The organism is Blautia sp. RTP21359st1_E11_RTP21359_211015, assembly GCF_040910705.1.
GTDB classification, from domain to species: domain Bacteria; phylum Bacillota; class Clostridia; order Lachnospirales; family Lachnospiraceae; genus Blautia_A; species Blautia_A fusiformis.
Genome location: NZ_JBDGAB010000009.1, coordinates 73,892 through 92,412, shown reverse-complemented (window position 1 = coordinate 92,412; position 18,521 = coordinate 73,892). Strand labels below are relative to the sequence as shown.

The window sequence follows — 18,521 nt, the reverse complement described above, 5'->3', positions numbered from 1 at the left end:
ACACCATACTACATGGTATTTACAGGAATAGACGACATTGTTGTTTGATTTATATGTTGTGTTCATATTTGTATTATGCTATGGTTCATTAATTAATACAATTACTATTTTGTCCATCTTCAATTACTTGCATAAATTCGATGGACGCGTCTTATATCCCCATAGCTGAAGCAGGGGGTTTTACGACGCATTGGATAATATTACGATACTTTTTTTACCTTAGAATTAATGGACATAAAGCCTGCTTCAGGATGTCGCGGATAAATATTCTTATACCTGTAAGTACTCAGCACGATTCCCATGAGTCCATAAGAAACTATGATACAGCTTCCTCCGGCTGAAAAAAACGGAAGAAATGTTATTGATTGCGGAAATACGCCAAGATTCTCAAGGACATTTATCAAAAAACTGATGAGAAATACAATTCCGCACCCGCATCCCATCATCATACCCAGCTGATTTTTCTGTCGCAACGCAGTGTTAAAGACTGCAAAAATCAAAACCGCAAGAACACAGCACAAAAGTATAGCTGCAATTATTCCATATACAGATGACAGATAGGTCAGAATGTAATCCGCGTTAAATGCTGGCAGGATTCCCGTTACATCTGATTTGCTTTTCCCGATCAGCTTATTTTGTCTCCAAAGTGAATGCAACATTTTTGTGAGATAATCTGTTTCGCTACCGCTGGAAAACATCGCCTGTATGCGCGCAATTTGATATTCCGCCAGCCTGTTTCTCAGGTACATACCCAGGAAAGCTGCTATGGGCGCGGTCAAAAACACAGCCCAGATTCCACAGATAGTTCTTTTCTTTCTGACAGTAAACCAGTCCTTTTTGATTGCGATCGTCAACATAGTCAGCATAGTTACCAGCATCACACAAGCTGTCCTGAGTGCCGGCAGGCTGTAAACTAATATTACTGGAGCAATCAGCCATAAGATTGCTCTTACCAGTCCCTTGTATCCCCACCCATGATATTTATATAAAATTGCTCCATATATGGGGACATAAAACAGCATCAGTTTTTGTACATCCATGCCTCTTCTGCCTCCTGGCAGTGATATAAAAATCCTTGCTCCGTTTACCTGGCCTCCTTCCAATATAACCAGCAAACAGGCGGACAATAAAACAGCTGCAATTATTTTTGAAAATTTTGCCAGTACGGTATAGTCCAGCAGATACAAAATCATCATGACAGCCAGCCCGATCATAACATGAAACACATATCTGTCAGAACCGGCTACCGCATTCTCACTGGCTTTTCCGGAAATCCCTGCATGTATCAGAACACCTGCAATGCTGATAAGTATAATCATTCCCAAAAGTTTCCATGCAGCTTGAGGTCTGTGGATACTGTCAAGGGAGATTCCTGTTTCCACAGGATCCCCCATGTCTCTGACGGCTTCCTTCTCTGCCTGTTCATGATCCATGCCTGCCTTCATGTTTTCCGCAATCTGATCCTCCATATGATCCTGCAGTTCCTGTTTTATGTATGGTCTGGCTTTTGTGCAGCGAATCTGTTCCAGCAATAATTTCAGATATTCATCCATAACTCACACCTCCAGTATAAGCACATTGGTCACTGCTGCAGAATACTCTTTCCATTCCTCTATTTTCTTTTCCAGGAATCCTCTTCCCTGTCTGGTAAGGCTATAATACTTTCTGGTCTTTCCAGCTACATCCTGTTCATATACTGTCAGGAGTCCTTTCTCTTCCAAGCTGTGCAGCAATGGATAAAGAGTTCCAGCCTTCAGCTCAAATACATTCTGAGATTTTTGCCTCAGTGTGTCGATCATCTCATATCCATACATATCCTTTTCAGACAAAAGTTTCATTACAAGCATTGCCATACTTCCTGAAACCAATGCTCTTTCAATAGCCATCTGGTCCACCCCCTTCTTAGAACAAGTTATATATCGGCGCTCTATGTATCGGTCATCTATATAATAGATTATTTTACATTATTTGTCAATATATCAATAAAATTTATCAAAACTAATGGCTATTACCATTCATTGATTGTTTCGGTAATTTCCATATTACGTATGCGCTTTGCAGGGGCATAGACAGATACAATAGCAGATATGAAGATAAAGGCAACAACGATTCCAAATCGTAGGATAGGAAAACTCCACTCAATTCCAAAATAATGTGCAATTAGACGATTATATAAAAATCGACTAAGAGGAAGTCCAATACCACATCCAACTATCAAACCAGAAATTGCATAGGTGTACGCTTCCGCAGAAATCATTCGTTTAAGCTGTCTATTATCCATACCAACAGCTCGCATTGCTCCATACTGCTTCATCCGTGCAGATACACTCATGGAGATGCTATTGACGATATTAAACAGCGAGATAATTCCGACAATAGCCAGAAAACCATAACAAACAATTCGTACCGCCAAATAGGTAGCATTATTTTGTTTATTGCTTTCACGCTGATCTGTGATAATAATGTCATCATTTTCAAGGCTTCTAATTTCTGCTATCGTTTTTTCAGTTGCATTTGAATCTAATTGAATTCCAATAAGACCATACTTTGTATTACCCATGATACGGTCAAATGTTTCCTGCGAACAAATAATAATCAAATCATCTCCAAAGAGCCCTTGTGACAGAGTGCAAGTAATCTCTACTTCCTCGCCTGCAAACTGGATAGTATCACCTATACGCAGTGAATTATTTCTATTATATACGGTTGCCACTTTGTTACTGTCCCCATAAACTGTATCCAATGCTCCCTGAGCAATACTTTCTTTTGAGTAATCTAGCAGTGTATCATCATAAGAAACAATGTTGATATGGTCTATCCCTGCTCTTGAAGATGTTGCGGGGATATTTTCCATATAGCTGCTTCCATAAGCATTTGCAACCCCATCTATTTTTTTTATTTCATCGACCAGGCTACGCTCAATATCCAGTTTATTTGCATAACTTGATAATGCTATGTCGGCTGATGTGACATTTTGCGATGGAACAAGCTGCTTTGCAAAGTCTAAAATCACAGAAAAGGAAAAAAACAACATAATAGTTAATGCAAAAGAAGCTGTCATTAAAAACCAGTTTTTCTTTTTTTCAATTGCATGATGGAAACCAAGCGAATTGTCAATTTTCCCTAAGTTAAACTTAATAGCGTGGTTAGCAGAAACTTTATTATCTATATTGCCAGAAACCGCTGATATAGGTGAAACTTTAGCAGCCCGTTTTGCTGGGGATTGCGCCGCTAAAAATACAGTTACCACGCCGACAACCACACCACTGATTAGTCCAACAGGACTGATCTGAAAGACTGGTGTTGTAGAAAATTCTCCACCAATTCCATAATGAAGTGTGGCACAAATAATCCAACTAATTATTGTTCCGAAGAACACCCCTATAGGTACCGCTATTTTACACCAGTTCAATGCTTCCAAACGAACAAAGCGGATAATTTGCACATGACTTGCACCAATGCAACGCAACATTCCAAAAAACTGAGTTCGTTGTGCAATCATGCTATTCATGCTGCCAGAAATCATCAATATCCCTGCCAGCAACACTAAAACAAATAGAATTGCTGCTAATCCGTATATACTCTGCATCGCAGTACTGTTACTTTGTCCAGACATACCCATAACACCAGTATTTTCAGAAATACTCTCATCAGGTAATTGGTACTGTGTCTGTAATTCTCTTTTTGCATTTGCTGCTTTCGTTGCACTTTCAAACTGCACATAATAGGTTAACTCATTATTTGTCACTTCGTTTTGTGCCATAACAGAAGTAAATGCATGCTTGGCAAGATAAGCAGCGGCTTTCTCATACCGGGCAACCTCCGGGTGTTCCTGTTTGAATTTCTCCTTTGTTTTCTTGAAAAATATCTTCTGGTACTTTTCATAGACAGGCTTACATTCCTTGCAGTCCGTCCGAGCTGCAAGAATCCCGTCAATCACTTTGCTGCGGGCTTCCTTTGGCTTCATCTGATTGCGGTAATCTGCGGCTGATTTCCCGGACGCTTCCAGAAACGCTTCTAAGTCCTCCACAGTGGAAAGTCCCTTTTGCTGAAAATAAGACAGGGCTTCGCTGACTGCCTTTAAGTCCTGTGAAGTTCCCCGGTTCTGTCCAGCTCTCGTCCAGCTTTTCCGTTCTTCCTTTCGTATCTCCATATACTTCATCAGAAGATTGGGAAGAAGTGTCGCTTCCTCCACCGCTTTTTGTTCAAGCAATTCTTTCCGTTTTTCGCCTAGCTCGGTAATCCAGCCTTTGAGATTTTGGATAAGATGCCGGATGGACTTCATCAAACTGTTGGCGGCTCTGATTTCCCGGTTCAGGTTGCCGATATTCGTCTGGATGCCACGCTTTTCCATCTGCCAGACAGCAGCTCCCTCATGGACAGTAGGAACGATATCAAGTCCTTGTCTGGCATAGGAACGCAAGTCCACACGCTCCGGGCGGTCATTGGCTTCCAGATAGCGGTTCTGGATGACCTCCCATTCATGCCGCCAGATTTCGCAATACTTCTGATCATTCCAGTCAACTGTATCCTCCTTGTGGCTTTTCCACCTGCCGGACGAAAGTTTCATCCGTTCCCCATTCTCGTCAAGGTCATAAACCTTGCGGCTCTTGGGAAGCCATTTCCCATGTTCGTCCATTGCCCGCATGGTCAGCAGGACAGGGGCGTGGGGGTTGTGTCCTGGCGGATGGGGGTCATGGATGGCAAAATCAACAATCATACCTTTGGAAACAAACTGCTGTTGACAAAACTCCCGGACAAGGACAGCGTACTGGTCGGACGGTATCTCTCTGGGGATGGTAAGCACCCACCGCCTTGCAAGCTGGGAGTTCCATTGCTTCTCCACCGCTTCGGCGGCGTTCCATAAGGTATTTCGGTCTACATATTCCGGCGGGGCGTTTGCCGGGAGCAGGATTTCATTGTGAACGATACCACGCTTTTCCGGGTAGTGCTTCACTTGCTGGTCATATTCACAGAACAGTTTTTCGCCACTCTGGTAAGCAGCGGCGGCAACCGCAGACTGCCGCTGGCTGCGCTGTACAATCGTGATTTTGTTGTGTGGACAGGGCATTTCGTGTCCCTCCTTTCTTTGATTCATGGATGGGGTGGTGTTTTACCACCTCATTTTGAGCAGAAAAAAAGCAGGAGACCTTTTTCAGATTTCCTGCTTGGTGTGCCGCTGTGTGGGCGGCGGGTATTTAGTTAAATATTAACTACTACTTAATGTTATAAACAGCTTCTATTGCTTGTGAGAAAAATTCAGAAGCACCTTTACCGTATTTTTCATCTATCATTGGTTTGATTTTTTCGTTGCGATAATATTGAGCCTGTGCCAGCATAAATTCTTCTTCATTTTTTATCTGAGAAAGTTCCTTCATAGCCAAACCATACTCTTTGACGATTTTATTAATTTCCAAAGAATTTACATCACAGTTTCTTTTTGCTATTAGTTTTTGCAAAATCCCTTCAATTCGTTTGTTATAGCTTTCAGCAACCTCCTTGCTAATAGGATTATTTGCAACAGATAAGAATTTCTCTTTTCCGCCATACCATTCAACAACCTTGGCATATCCCTTCTGCATTTCTTCTGATGAAACCACCTCAATATAATGTTTTTTCCATTCTTCAACGCTTCCAAATTCTTTGACTGCAAGATTTTTCATATTTTCTGGCATATGCTCGATCATAGTTTGGAACATTTCTTCCACTTCTGTTTTACTAAAAATCGCAAAGTCCATTTTATTATCTCCTTTCAGAATGTCATCAATGCTGTTAATCAATCGTTCCATGCGTTCTTTTTTTGCTACCAGCATTTTTCTCTGCATTTGCAAAATTTGATTTCTTTCAAGAACTGGATTTTCCATAACAGCTTTGATTTCTTTCAGCGGAATATCAAACTCACGAAAAAACAAAACCTGTTGTAATGTTTCCAATGCCTTATCGTCATAAAGCCGGTATCCCGCATCACTTTTTTTCGTTGGTTTTAACAAGCCAATTTCATCATAATAGTGAAGCGTGCGAACGCTGATACCTGTTAAATCTGATATTTCTTTTACCGTCCTCATAACTGCTGACCTCCTGTTCTTGATAAGATAACTTTATTCTATGACGTTCCGTAAGAGTCAATAGGTATTTTTGATTTTTTTCAGTATAACATTTTTCTGTCTTTATCAAAAGATAGAGAAGTTCTTCAACTATACTTGTCGGCTGGGAATAGCTGCAAGGCAAGGTGTCCCCAGATGGCAAGTCCATAAAAGCGTAGCGTCCCCTGTTTGATTTGGAGCAAACCATGACTGCGGAAGCCGACATTCTGTCGGCTGCTGCGGCATTCGCCGAGTGAATATGCAAGCATATTCGTTCGGCTCATTGCTCGCACAAATCACAGCCCTCCGGCGAGGAGCCTTCGGAGAACGCAATGCACCAACCTCTGGGTGGTGTATAATTGCGCCCTTAGTAAACTAAGGGGTTTCCGGTTTCTCCCGCTCCAGCAGTTTTTTCAATAGTTCCTGTGTGTCCTGTCTGTGAAAAATGAGTTTCAACAGCAGCATGACATCATCATCTGTCAGGCGTTCCGGCTCTTGCAGAAAACTTTCCAGCATACCGCCACGAGTACAGAGCCGGTGTGTCCGTTCCTTTCGGGTAAGCTGCTTCAACTGGTGCTTCAACGCCTTTTCATCATTGATGGCTTTCCGCAGTTTCTTTTCACTTTTTTCCAGCTCCCGGTTGAGCTTTTCCAGCTTTGAGGTATCAGACAAGGGCAGCATCCTCCTTTCCCGGTATCAGCACATAAATCCGGTTTGGTTCTCCAACGCCCTGACGCACCCGCATAATAAGTCCGGCGGTTTCCAGTTCATTCAGAGAACGCTTGACCGTCATAGGGCTGTGGGACAGGACTGCGGCAATGGCTGTGACAGGGAAGCAGACAAACAGGATTCCGTTCTCGTCCTCCTGCCCTTTGGAGCGCATAGCGTCCAACATCCGGCAGTACATAACCTTTGCGGTGCTGCTGACTGGAAATCCTGTCAACGCTCTGGGAAATGGCATACAGGGCGGCAATGGTGTGTCTATCGTCATAAATTCAAAATTCATTCGGTGTGTTTCTCCTTTTTCTTTGCTCGTTTGGATAAATAACGGGGGCAGTCAATCACAACCGCCCGGAAGCTCTGCCTGCACCCATGCTGGCATTTCCGGCATAATTCGTTGTAAGTGACACGCCCCCGGTCATTGAGATAAAAGGAAAGCTCATGCTTGCAATCCTCCCAATGCGTATTGTAAAGAACTTGATCATGTGGCCAACTGATTACATATATTTGAAAATATATAATCTTAGTGATATCAAATAAAAAACGCGAATATTCCAGTGCTTAATAAGCCACTGATATTCGCGTTTCTTATTATCCTAACCACTTGAAAGATGGATAGTATCTTACAACAGCTTTCCCCACAAGCTGGTCAAATCGCACGAATTTGTTTTTCCATGAACGTGAATCCTTCGAATCATTCCGGTTATCACCAAGCATGAAATAACAGTTTTCCGGAACTGTATATGGACCATAACTTCCGATCATTTTCTCCGGAATGAAAGAGTCATCCAATGGAGTGGGTGAACCATCAATGTAAACTTTCCCATCCTTAATTTCCACTACTTCTCCCGGCAGTCCGATCACTCTTTTGATAAAAAGACGACTTTCATCATCTGGGTATTTGAATATTACAATATCAAATCGCTCCGGGTCCTTGAACTTTTCAGAAATTTCATAACCGAACAGATTAAGATTAATTCCATACGCAAGCCGAAAGCCGAAAAGGCGGTCTTTCACCATAAGTGTTTTTTCCATGGAGGGTGAAGGGATTTTTGCGTTAATCAAAACAACATTATTGATAACCAGAGTAATTGCCACTACTATTACAATCAATTTCACATAGCCTAACAGTTCACGCCAGATTTTCATATTCTCCACCTCACCGTTCTTCATCATTCATATATCTGAACAATCTTTTGTCATATTTTGCTTCCTGGTACCAGCCAATTCCGATCATGACCACGCCTAATACAATGGTAACCGTTCTGACCATTGTATCAGCTGAAAACAGGCAGGTGATTACAATTCCAGTTCCTGCACCTGTAAAAAAGTCAATAACAGACTTTTCACGTTTCAATGATCCAAGCACTCTTTCTTTATCCATGGTTTTTACCATTTTGACATCTTCCTTTATTAAGACATCGAGAGAAATATCAAAACGGTTGCTGATGTCTATGAGAATCTGCAGATCCGGATAGCTCTTTTCATTTTCCCAATTAGATACAGTCTGTCTGGTAACATGAAATATTTTTCCAAATTCCTCCTGGGTCAGTCCCTTTTCTTTTCGTATTTTTAATATCTGCGTTCCAATGTTCATATTGCTCTGCTCCTGTTCTTCCAATCGGTTTTGCTTTCTCACCTGGATTATATAAAAATTTCTGCCAAATGAAAAGCAATTTACCTTTTACAGCGAAAAAAACAGGTATGCAAAGCTTCTTTGACATGGGATTTTTGAAAACAGATTCACGTTTCTCTACCTAATCTGAATCCTTATTTTATCCCCGACAGGTGTCCAACCAGATTCTGCAGTGATTTCACCTGTAGCTCCATCATAATATGCGCTTTCTTCGGTTCCGTAATCTTCATCCGTTTTATCTGCTGCGTCGGTATTTTCTTTCTGGTCTGTATCGTCTTGAAGCCTTACTTCTGTGGGAGCATCTGCCCCTCCGATAATTTGAGTTTCAACCTGATCCTCTGCATCTGACGGATTTTCTCCCTCCAAAGTATCCTCTGGAACTTCTTCTACCTCTTCTGTAGTCTCACCAATTTCTACAAAATCGTCATCACCCCAGACAGTGTCTGCAGCAGCCATGTAAGGTTCTCTGGTATAAAGCTGTAATTCCAGATAATCGCTGTCAATATCCGGGAGCAAAAGAACCGGACCGTCAGAATCCAGCTGATACATGCCCCAGAAACTGGTTTTAAAACTCCATTGAGTTTTACTATCTGCTGCCGAATTACTGCGCAGTTCATACTGTACCTGATTTCCTTTACTGTCTGTCCCCATAAGCATCATCTCATTACCATTATACAGCTTTTCCTCAAGTTCTTCCGGAATTTCTGCCTTAATTATACTTTGCAGTTTATTCATGGAAAAGTCTGTTAATTTTACGGTTCCTTCTTCTGTTTTAACAGAAACATCTTCCAGCTTTTTATGAACTGTCTGTTTCATAAGCTCCTCATGGGGAATAGAAAAATCAAACTCAAACTCTGCGAAATAATCTTCGCCAAGATTTTCATTTTGATAGGCACCGAGTACCAAATGTACTTCTGGATTTTCTCCCAAATCACCATCAAGGGAAAACCGGGATTCCAGAACAGCATCATAGACATTTTCATCCAGTCCAGTATTTAGCAAATCTTCGTCCGAATATGGCAGAAGGTGTCCGCTTTCGTATTCTTCAATTTTCTGTCCATTTATTGTAGTTTTCTGATAATCAATGTCAAGCTGTGTATTGGCAAAGGTCCAGTCATCCTGGACATCATCCGTGTCCTTTTGCCCGGAAGATGTTTTTTCTGCATGCACCTTTGTTAACAGAACCCCATTATCCAGAACAACTTCTTTTAATGTTACAGTAATTCCTTTGTCTTCCTTAGAGGTATTCAACACTTCCGTATAAGATTCAATGCCTTTTGGGAAACCAAGGGTTTCTCCTATGGACAATGTAATATTTTTTATTGCAGCCTGGATATGTGGATTAGAAAAGATAACAGAACCCAAGGTGACGATCACACAGGCAGCTGCTGCTTTGCTCCACCCTTTTGGTCTCCGGTTTTCCTTTTTTTCACTCCATTCCCGCTCTGCTTCCTCTATATATTTCGGATCAATATTACCAAATTCTTTTGAAAAATCAAACTTTTTCATATGCGTCCTCCTTCTTTTTCCAACAGTTTCAACAGCTTTTTCCGGTTTCTGTATAAATTCATTTTCACGCTTCCCGCTGACATATGATGCCTTTTGGATATTGCAGAAACAGGATCTAAAAACCAGTATCTTCGTACAAAAATATTTCTGTCCTTTGGAGACATTTCTTCCAAAAAACGATTTATGGTTTCCATCAGTTCTTTTTCCGCCAGCTGTTCTTCCACGGTATAAGTTACATTTAGCTGCTCCATTTCCTCCATAACATCTGCCATATGAACATCCGGGCGCTTGCCTGCAAACTTTTTCCTTAAGCGGTCAATACTAAGATTTCTTGTAATCCGACCGCAAAAGTGTGCCAATACAGAAGGATGCGTAGGAGGAATCTGTGACCATACCGAAAACCAGGTATCATTCAGACATTCCTCGGCATCTTCTCTATTCGCCAATAAATTCCAGGCAATCTTGTAGCAATAGGGGTGATACTTAGTACTCAATTCTATAATTCCATTCTCATCTCTTTTCAAAAACAGGTTTATAATTTCATCATCATTCATTTACAGGTTGTCCTCCGGGTTTCTTTAAGATAAAAGTCACTGTCCATAATCTGACCAGCAACAGATAAGGCGCCTTTTTGAATAAAAAAATTTCCATTCATATTATATATCGTAAAAAATAGTGGATGGTAACAAAAAAATTTAATTTTTTTCAGTTGAGATCCAAACTACAGTTTTGGTTTTCAGAAGATTACCTTTTAGAGGTAAAAATAATGAAAAGCAGCCGATATTCTCATTTTATAAATCATGAGATACCGGCTGCAACTGCTGTTATAAAATATTTAGTCCAATAAAACTCCCTCTATTTGTATTTTTTAGAAAAGATTTGCACGTCTAACTCATCACTGAAATAACGAGAATGCGACGCACAATTATTCAAGTCGTTGAGTCACTCTTGAAAGTAAAACCGTATTACACTTGTAAAAAAGGTCTGCCGCTTCTGCACTCAGATTTTTTAGCAAGTGTAATATTCTACATATTCCTGAACTCTCCTTATGGAGTAACATATCACTGATATGGACAAACAGATACCTTTCGACGATCAATCAGTCTATTAATTGTTTTTAGTAGCAACATCAAATTGAATCAATTTCTTTATATAACTTTATTAATTGCCTAAGCAAATTTTCATATTCTTTTATTGTCTCATCCGAGTCAGACTCTTTTACTATATCCTTGTCATTTCGTAGATTAGAAATTTCAAATGGGTATTGGTTCAATAATTTGATTGTTTCTTTGCAATTTGGGATTAATTGATTTCTTTTATTATATGGAATCGCATTTATGCGCTCTCTTAAATTATGCCGCAGATTGTATGCAAGCCAGTCTGCCGTATCAAAAAAAGCACGATATTCATGTCCATATGCTTTCTCAAGATTTCCTTTGATATAAGAATAGTAATCGTATCCTTCCGGCACTTTTTTGGTTGTGCTAGCAAAAATCCTTACAATATGATCATATGCATCCCGGTGCTCTTTTAATGGCTGAATCAATGCATCCCCATTTTCTGATATTTCTTCGGCTGTAAGTAGATAAATTTTGGTTTTTTGATGTAATTGATATATCTTTTTCCACAACAGTCCAATCTCATCGTTTTGCATTAGATTAAAAACATTTTGTTCAGCCATTTAAAATACCCCGCTATTGAATTAATGAATTTTTAACTTTGACTCCTTTTCCCTCATTACCAGAAACGATTTTTCATCTAGAATACGGTCACCAAAAATCCGCCAGGATCCACGTCGCTTTATTCGGTCCGCTTTAATAGTGGAGATTTGTCCGTTTTCACAGTCTCTTGAAAAAAATTTCCTATATTTAAAAGTTTCTATTATCCCCCATAGAGTTCCTGCAACTATAAAAAAAAGAAGTACTGCTACAGCTTCAATCATAAATATTCTCCTTATCATCCCAGTTACATGCATCGTCACAATCGGACTGCATCCCAAGGTCTTTTGGTTCGATCACATTTCTTACACTACTACCTGCACTATATTTTTCTCTTCTGTAAATTATGCTAAGATGAACAAATGTTTCTCTGTAAAGTAACAAAAGAATAAATCCAACAAATATACAGGATAGTAATATAACTCCTTTACTAGATGCCACAGACTGCAATTGTGGATTTCCAAGGAAGCAAACTGCTGAAATCAAATCAATCAATGCAAGCAAAAACGTAATTCCCTGCAATAAATTCACTTGAAATACCTGTTTTTTCTTTGCAATCGAACACCCAGCATCATACATATTGTTAATTGCCTGCAATAATATCGTAATATAAAATGGTTTTATATCTGTCATGCTAAACTCTTCCTCCAATAATCCGAAAGTTTCTATACAAACAAATAGAGTTTTATCATAAAAGTCCCAAATACCATTGTCAACGGATTTTTCGTATATTTATATTTTTACCGTCTCATAACCAACTCTCTCACTTCGAACATGTAGCAAAAAATCTATCATACCAGATAAGGAATGTCAAAACTGTCCAGATTTTACGGCTGTTATCTGCCTTTTTCTCTTTGTGCTCTTTCAGAAGTAAAAGAAGCTTATCTGTATGAAAAAACTCTTCTGCTTCTTTCGAGGTAAATAACTCCTTTACCCTCTGATACCAGTCATCCTGCCGCAGCCACACACGGATTGGAATTGGAAAACCAAGTTTCCTACGTTCATCGGTTTCCTGTGGAAGAAATTCTGAAACAGCTTTACGGAAAATATATTTGGTTGTACCCGCTGCAATCTTGGCTTCCTTCGGAAGCTTTGCTGCAAAGTCAAAAACTTCTTTATCCAGAAATGGTACCCTGACTTCCAATGAATGTGCCATGCTCATTTTATCTGCTTTCTGCAAAATATCGCCAGGAAGCCAGTAGCTCAGATCTACAGACTGCATTTTTTCCATGTCTTGAAGTGATCCTCTGTTTTCTGACTCAAGTTGTTCAAAAAATGGTCTTAAATATTCCTGTGTGGAAGGTCCTGTTACTTTATTTTTCAAAATCTGCGCTTTCTCTTTTTCACGGTAAATATATGCATTTCCGATGAAACGTTCTTCCACTTTCATTCCTGCACGGATAAGGAAATCTCGTCCCTTCACATCCGGCAGCTTTGCAGCCAGTTTTCCAATTACACGTCTGACACCAAATGGAATCCAGTCAATTTTTTTCAATGATTCCGGTTCTCTGTAAATATTATATCCACCGAAAAGCTCGTCTGCTCCTTCTCCGGAAAGAACAACCTTGACATGACCTGCAGCCTCTTTTGAGAGAAAGTAGAGTGCAACGGCAGAAGCATCAGCAAGGGGCTCATCCATATGATACATAACATCTGGAAGGGCATCCCAGAATTCCTGCTTGGATATGATTTTCACATGGTGTTTTAAACCAGCTTTTTCTGCCACTTTGGCAGCTTTGTTTACTTCACTATATCGGTCTCCCTCATCGAATCCCACTGTAAATGCCTGATCTGCACCAGAGGAAGAAGCCAGATAACCGGAATCCACTCCCCCGGATAAAAACGCGCCGACTTCCACATCACTTAACATATGGTGCTCCACTGAATCCTTTAAATTCTCTGCAAGCTGATTCCGCAGCTGCTCCATATTCGTCTTACGGTCCCATTGGCCTGGTGCAAGCTTTGTTTTGAAATAAGTCTTTATCTCATAGTTTCCGTTTTTATATAAAAGCATATGACCTGGCATAAGCTTATAAATCCCCCTGAAAAAAGTTTCTTCCAGAGGGGAATATTGAAATGACAAATACTGCTCCAGTGCCTTCTGATTTACTTTCCTTTCATAGCCTGGAAATGCAAGGATACTCTTAATTTCAGAAGCAAATACAAAGTGTCCATCTATTTCGGCATAGTACACAGGCTTAATTCCAAAAAAATCCCTTGCAAGCATCAAACTCTGCTTCTGTTCATTCCATACAGCAAACCCAAACATTCCCCTGAGCTTATCCAGTGCCTTCTCCCCATACTGCTGAATAGTATTTATCAGAACCTCCGTGTCAGAATGAGTACAGAAAGAAATGCCGAAAGCCTCAAGTTCTGCCCGCAGTTCCTTATAATTATAGATTTCTCCATTAAAAACAATATGAAGGTTTCCGTCCGCACTTTCCATAGGCTGCTGCCCATCTTCTAAATCAATAATACTAAGTCTTCGAAAGCCCAGCGTGATCTTCTCCCTGCAAAAAGAGCCCTCACTATCCGGGCCCCTATGCTCAATAGCTTTCATCATCCTTTCAATTACTGTCTTCTGATCCTGTCTGTAACCTGTAAATCCACAGATTCCGCACATTTTATCCTCCGTATCTATTTGATGTAGTTTATACGCTGCAGCAACTTTTTTATCACAAGTGAATCCCACATGGTCACATCGTAATCATAGTGGTCTGTGAGTCTGCGCCTCAGCTTGTGTTCTCCCTTCTTTTTCTACCTTTGTAGAAATCATCTCTAATTCTACATCTGTAGAATTAGAAAGTCAATCCCATTTTCTACAATTGCAGAATCTATGTCATATATTTGATTACCCGTCATGACATACCCCAATAACTCAGATCTTACAGATTTACAAACGGTATGAATGCCTCACTGCTGACAAAATGAAAAGCCGGAAAAACGGTCTTTTGTTACAGAGCCATTTTTCCGACTGTATGGTTACCTATATTTAGTCAACTACCCATCACCTAAAGGTAATGGGCTTGGCAGACTTAGCCAAAAAGAACCGATATCAGTCTTGCAAAGACCTTGTATCGGTTCTTTTTGTATTTTCTCATTATCTAATTATGGGAGGATTTTTCTGTATCACCGAAAAAACTTTTATTCCCGCACTTCAAGCCACTGGTCAATATTCCCAAAATGTACCGCCTGCAGGTTATCTACATCAACCAGTTGCGGGAAGCTATTTCTGATGATCATGACACCATTTTCCTTATCCTGTTTTTCTCCACCGCCAGCGATGCCTCCCATGGTCCTATCAAGTGTTAAAACCGTTCCATCTTTATAACGCACCTGGTCAATACTAGTTCTGGCATAAAGATCCATGCCATAGTCCGTACCTGCGTACTCAAATTTGTTTTTTTCATCTTCATACACCTTCATAGCTTCATCATAATCAAGATATAATGACCATAAAAGGGGCGTTACTTCCATTTCTTTCACAGTGATTTCATAACCTCCAAAATCACATTTCCGGTTCACTTTCAGAGTTGTCGGAGGCTTTACTGCACCCAAGGTCCATTTAAAGTCCCATGTTCCATCTGTAATGACTGTCTTATCATAATCTTCTTCCTCCGTAAGATTCTTTAATGTAATTTCTACTGTTTTATTACTCAGATCATAATCACCGTCATAAGATATACAGGCGTTAAAATACTTAAGATGTGCAGAATTTTGATCTGTTTTCAGTAACACATCCTGTCCTACCCCAGTATTGAAACTTCCAAATCTGTTATCGTCCACTGCATATACTTCCTTTCCATCGATCTTAAAATGTGTCATCTCCTCAAAAGAAGTATGATCAGTCATAGAAATACTGTCCTCTGTTTTCACTTCAAAAAAAGCATACAGGAATCCCTGATCCTGAATAGAATCTGTCAGGGTAACCGTCACACCATTTTGTGTTACAGACTGGTCTATATTCTGAATATAAGTTGATTCCTGCAGTGTCTCCTGCTGTTCCTCCGATGGATCCAGTCTTTTCACCAGGTAATCATTCCATTTAAAGAACTCTTTTGCAGCCACAGTAACAGCCATACCAGTACAGATTACTGCTGCTGCAATCAGTAATCGTCCACTGATTTTTTTCTTTTGTATTTTTTATCAACTGAATCCGCCTGTTCAATCTGTTTTAGTGTATCTTCAAATTTATTATGAAAACCCTGTGGTACTTCCGGTGCGATATGATTCCATTTCTTCTCTAACATGACATTTTCCCCTTTCCTGTTATTCTCTTTAATTGCTTGCTGTTTTTCCCAGTTGCCGTTCTTTTCTCTTCTTCGGATAACTGCACCTTCAAAAACTCTCTTGCACGTGAAAGTCTGCTTTTGATCGTTCCTTCCGGAATATCCAGAGCCTCACTGATCTCTTTCAATGAAAATCCTTCTAAATAATACAATGTTACCAAAACCCTCAGATCCTCCGGAAGTTCCATAATCGCCATATACAGATGACTGTATCTGTCCTCCTCAGTCATTTTCATATTGTCCATATATTCTTCATATGGAATAACATTTTTTCTTTTCCGAAGAATCCCTTTGCATTCATTGATCAATATCCTTGTGATCCATGTTCGGAAATATTTTTCTTTCTTTAAAGTGGGAAGTTTTTCATATGCCTTAAGAATTGTTTCCTGCACAGCATCCCCACAATCAGAGTCATTCTTCAGAATGGACTTCGATATATGATACAGCATGGCTTCTGCATCCCGGACCTCCTTAATAAATACATCTTTTGTCATAACTTTGTCTTCTCCTTTTGTCCAGCTGGATTACTACTCATGTTTACTTTTACACTAATTAGATGCATCGGAAAGGAAATCGGTTCTCATAAAAGTATTTTTTTCCGTTGTCTCTTCCATTGCCAACGAAATATCCACTTTTTTTAATCTCTGTTCTGTTTGTGTTTTTTATGTAATTCCGTAATATATTCCTCAAGCTTCTCTTTGTCTTGCTCTTCACAGGCGACCAAAACCAAACACTGCTTAGATCAATCCGATATGCTTTTACTGTTTTCTCACCCAGTTTCTCTGTATATGTGCAATGAAAGATGAGATACTTTATCCCCATTCCAGACAGGTACGCAGAGCATGACTCTCACAAAGCAGTGTCCATTCAGATAGTTGGAACCGTTGTGTGCGGCTCAGTATAGATAATATCAGCAGAAATAAGGTATCTGCTGTCGGAACAGAAAAAGTTTCAAAATAGATCAAAAAATATTGCTGAAGTCTGCCTATCAGTGTTTTTTCGCTGTATAATGTTTTTGCCGTACAGGTTCACTTTCCTTTGTAATGTTTTATGCCAAATTCATTATACATCAGGAAATCCTGTACGATATTTTTTTATAGAAAAGTTGTAAAGTAGTGTATCAATATCATAATTTTCTAAAATTGAAACTTTTTGCTCTTTGACAGGATATATAAGAATGTAAAGGTTAAAAGCTTTTAATTTTTGAAAATATTAAAAAGAAAGTAGGATTGATATGACAGATGAAGCAGAAATTTTGCAGCGTCTCAGGAACAGAGAAAAAAATTCAATAGATGAAGCAATCCGAATTTATACGCCGTATTTGAGTACTGTTTTGTATCATATGGCCGGCAATTCACTGCCGAAAGAGGATATTGAAGAAATTGTGGCAGATGTGTTTGTTGTACTTTGGAAGAATACCGGGAGGATAGATTTGCAGAAAGGTACATTACGGTCATATCTTGCTGCTGTTGCCCGGAATTTTGCTCTGAAACGGATAAACAGAAAGATGGATCATACATCTCTTGAAGATATTGAGCTGTCAGATGGCAAAAATTTCATGGAAGAGAATTTTCACAATAATTATGTATGGGAAACAGTTATGAGCCTTGGCGAACCTGACAGCGAGATTTTTGTAAGGCGGTATAAATTTGATGAAAAAATCAAGGATATTTCAAAAGCAATGGGACTTAATATTTCTACAGTTAAGACCAGACTTTCAAGAGGAAAAAGAAAACTCAGAAAAATGTTATCGGATGCGGAGGAAAAATTATGAGAAGAAAAAATTTGCTTAAAGAATTGGGAATACAAAAACAGGCAGATATTTCATGCAATGCTCTTGATATTGATACAGAGAATGTCAGACAGAGAGTTTATGCAAAACTTGACTTCGCAGATACAGAAAGGAAGCAAACGACTATGAGATCAAAAAAGAAAATATTACCTTTGTTGATAGCTGCAACACTTACAATTGGAGTTACTGCTATGGCAGCAACAGGAAAGATTTCAATGTGGACAGGTTCATCTGCATCACGTGCTGATTATACATCTCTTCCAACGTCAGAACAGATTACAAAGGATATTGGGTATAGACCGGTATTGATTGATACCTTTGAGAACGGGTACTGCTTCAAAGAGGGCAGTATTATAAAAAACAGTTTTAAGGATGGCAATGCAAATGTAATTGAGAATTTTAAATCTGTGTCCTTTGATTATCAGAAGAATGGAGATGTTGTATCGTTTGAACAGCAGAAATTTAACTCAAAACTTACTCCGTCAGGTGATATTATTGCCACTGTAAATGGAACAAATTTGTATTATGTACATTATATAAATAAAGTGGTATCAGATGATTACGAATTGACAGAACAAGATAAAAAAGACCAGTCCAGTGGAAAAGTTGTATTCAGTTACGATGACAGTGCTTCTCAGATTGAAGTCAGTCAGGTTCAAAGCGTTAACTGGAATAAGGATGGCATCCAGTATGATTTGCTGCAAATAGATGGAAAATTATCTGCCGGAGAACTTGCAGATATGGCGAGAGAGGTTATTAATAACAGAAGATAAA

At 39.5% G+C, this 18,521-nt stretch carries 19 protein-coding genes and 1 pseudogene; 2 read left to right on the top strand and 18 right to left on the bottom strand.

Going from position 1 to position 18,521, the window contains the following annotated elements; all coding sequences use genetic code 11:
* Nucleotides 1-200: 200 nt before the first annotated feature.
* The 18 genes and pseudogenes from AB5026_RS05235 to AB5026_RS05150 all read right to left on the bottom strand — a co-directional run bounded on the left by AB5026_RS05235 (nucleotide 201) and on the right by AB5026_RS05150 (nucleotide 16,449).
* Nucleotides 201-1,553, bottom strand: a complete 1,353-nt coding sequence (locus tag AB5026_RS05235; RefSeq protein WP_173746153.1) for an FtsW/RodA/SpoVE family cell cycle protein — start codon at nucleotides 1,551-1,553, stop codon at nucleotides 201-203.
* Between the two features lie 3 nt (nucleotides 1,554-1,556).
* Nucleotides 1,557-1,886, bottom strand: a complete 330-nt coding sequence (locus tag AB5026_RS05230) for a PadR family transcriptional regulator (RefSeq protein WP_055066334.1) — start codon at nucleotides 1,884-1,886, stop codon at nucleotides 1,557-1,559.
* A 122-nt stretch (nucleotides 1,887-2,008) separates the two neighbouring features.
* On the bottom strand, nucleotides 2,009-3,589 hold the full coding sequence (locus AB5026_RS05225) for an ABC transporter permease (protein ID WP_368212909.1): 1,581 nt from the start codon (nucleotides 3,587-3,589) through the stop codon (nucleotides 2,009-2,011).
* Nucleotides 3,590-3,778: 189 nt separating this feature from the next.
* Nucleotides 3,779-5,071, bottom strand: a pseudogene (gene mobQ / locus AB5026_RS05220) (MobQ family relaxase); the annotation flags it as partial.
* A gap of 145 nt (nucleotides 5,072-5,216) precedes the next feature.
* Nucleotides 5,217-6,065 carry a MerR family transcriptional regulator gene (locus AB5026_RS05215; protein WP_119234233.1) on the bottom strand — a complete coding sequence of 283 codons (849 nt, stop codon included), beginning with the start codon at nucleotides 6,063-6,065 and terminating at the stop codon, nucleotides 5,217-5,219.
* A 393-nt stretch (nucleotides 6,066-6,458) separates the two neighbouring features.
* Entirely contained in the window at nucleotides 6,459-6,755 is a 297-nt protein-coding gene (locus tag AB5026_RS05210; protein ID WP_119234232.1) for a DUF3847 domain-containing protein, read from the bottom strand.
* Complete coding sequence (locus tag AB5026_RS05205; RefSeq protein WP_173761518.1) at nucleotides 6,748-7,089, bottom strand: DeoR family transcriptional regulator; 342 nt, start codon at nucleotides 7,087-7,089, stop codon at nucleotides 6,748-6,750. Before AB5026_RS05205 ends, AB5026_RS05210 begins: the two co-directional genes overlap by 8 nt.
* A 305-nt stretch (nucleotides 7,090-7,394) precedes the next feature.
* Nucleotides 7,395-7,952 carry a signal peptidase I gene (gene lepB / locus AB5026_RS05200; RefSeq protein ID WP_173746161.1) on the bottom strand — a complete coding sequence of 186 codons (558 nt, stop codon included), beginning with the start codon at nucleotides 7,950-7,952 and terminating at the stop codon, nucleotides 7,395-7,397.
* 10 nt (nucleotides 7,953-7,962) lie between these two features.
* Nucleotides 7,963-8,400, bottom strand: a complete 438-nt coding sequence (locus AB5026_RS05195; RefSeq protein ID WP_173761519.1) for a helix-turn-helix transcriptional regulator — start codon at nucleotides 8,398-8,400, stop codon at nucleotides 7,963-7,965.
* A gap of 156 nt (nucleotides 8,401-8,556) precedes the next feature.
* On the bottom strand, nucleotides 8,557-9,948 hold the full coding sequence (locus AB5026_RS05190; RefSeq protein WP_173761520.1) for a DUF4179 domain-containing protein: 1,392 nt from the start codon (nucleotides 9,946-9,948) through the stop codon (nucleotides 8,557-8,559).
* Entirely contained in the window at nucleotides 9,945-10,502 is a 558-nt protein-coding gene (locus AB5026_RS05185) for an RNA polymerase sigma factor (RefSeq protein ID WP_114002530.1), read from the bottom strand. Before AB5026_RS05185 ends, AB5026_RS05190 begins: the two co-directional genes overlap by 4 nt.
* Before the next feature lie 575 nt (nucleotides 10,503-11,077).
* Nucleotides 11,078-11,629: a hypothetical protein gene (locus tag AB5026_RS05180; protein WP_022387878.1), complete on the bottom strand. Its 552-nt coding sequence runs from the start codon at nucleotides 11,627-11,629 to the stop codon at nucleotides 11,078-11,080.
* 21 nt (nucleotides 11,630-11,650) lie between these two features.
* The gene (locus tag AB5026_RS05175) at nucleotides 11,651-11,890 is read right to left on the bottom strand and encodes a hypothetical protein (RefSeq protein WP_173761521.1); all 240 of its coding nucleotides are present in this window, start codon (nucleotides 11,888-11,890) and stop codon (nucleotides 11,651-11,653) included.
* Nucleotides 11,883-12,299, bottom strand: a complete 417-nt coding sequence (locus AB5026_RS05170) for a hypothetical protein (RefSeq protein ID WP_368212900.1) — start codon at nucleotides 12,297-12,299, stop codon at nucleotides 11,883-11,885. Before AB5026_RS05170 ends, AB5026_RS05175 begins: the two co-directional genes overlap by 8 nt.
* A gap of 130 nt (nucleotides 12,300-12,429) precedes the next feature.
* Nucleotides 12,430-14,289: an asparagine synthase (glutamine-hydrolyzing) gene (asnB, locus tag AB5026_RS05165; protein ID WP_173761523.1), complete on the bottom strand. Its 1,860-nt coding sequence runs from the start codon at nucleotides 14,287-14,289 to the stop codon at nucleotides 12,430-12,432.
* 521 nt (nucleotides 14,290-14,810) lie between these two features.
* The gene (locus AB5026_RS05160; protein WP_368212898.1) at nucleotides 14,811-15,746 is read right to left on the bottom strand and encodes a DUF4179 domain-containing protein; all 936 of its coding nucleotides are present in this window, start codon (nucleotides 15,744-15,746) and stop codon (nucleotides 14,811-14,813) included.
* Between the two features lie 26 nt (nucleotides 15,747-15,772).
* Nucleotides 15,773-15,916 carry a hypothetical protein gene (locus AB5026_RS05155; protein ID WP_368212896.1) on the bottom strand — a complete coding sequence of 48 codons (144 nt, stop codon included), beginning with the start codon at nucleotides 15,914-15,916 and terminating at the stop codon, nucleotides 15,773-15,775.
* Nucleotides 15,910-16,449, bottom strand: coding sequence for an RNA polymerase sigma factor (locus tag AB5026_RS05150; protein WP_144093122.1), 540 nt, complete (start codon nucleotides 16,447-16,449; stop codon nucleotides 15,910-15,912). Before AB5026_RS05150 ends, AB5026_RS05155 begins: the two co-directional genes overlap by 7 nt.
* A gap of 740 nt (nucleotides 16,450-17,189) precedes the next feature.
* On the opposite strand from AB5026_RS05150, the gene AB5026_RS05145 reads away from it, so the two are divergent.
* Together AB5026_RS05145 and AB5026_RS05140 are read left to right on the top strand one after the other, a co-directional pair.
* Complete coding sequence (locus AB5026_RS05145; RefSeq protein WP_173761467.1) at nucleotides 17,190-17,729, top strand: RNA polymerase sigma factor; 540 nt, start codon at nucleotides 17,190-17,192, stop codon at nucleotides 17,727-17,729.
* A complete protein-coding gene (locus AB5026_RS05140; protein ID WP_237972391.1) occupies nucleotides 17,726-18,520 on the top strand; it encodes a hypothetical protein in 795 nt (264 codons plus the stop codon). The genes AB5026_RS05145 and AB5026_RS05140 overlap by 4 nt, the downstream gene beginning before the upstream one ends.
* Nucleotide 18,521: the final 1 nt, after the last annotated feature.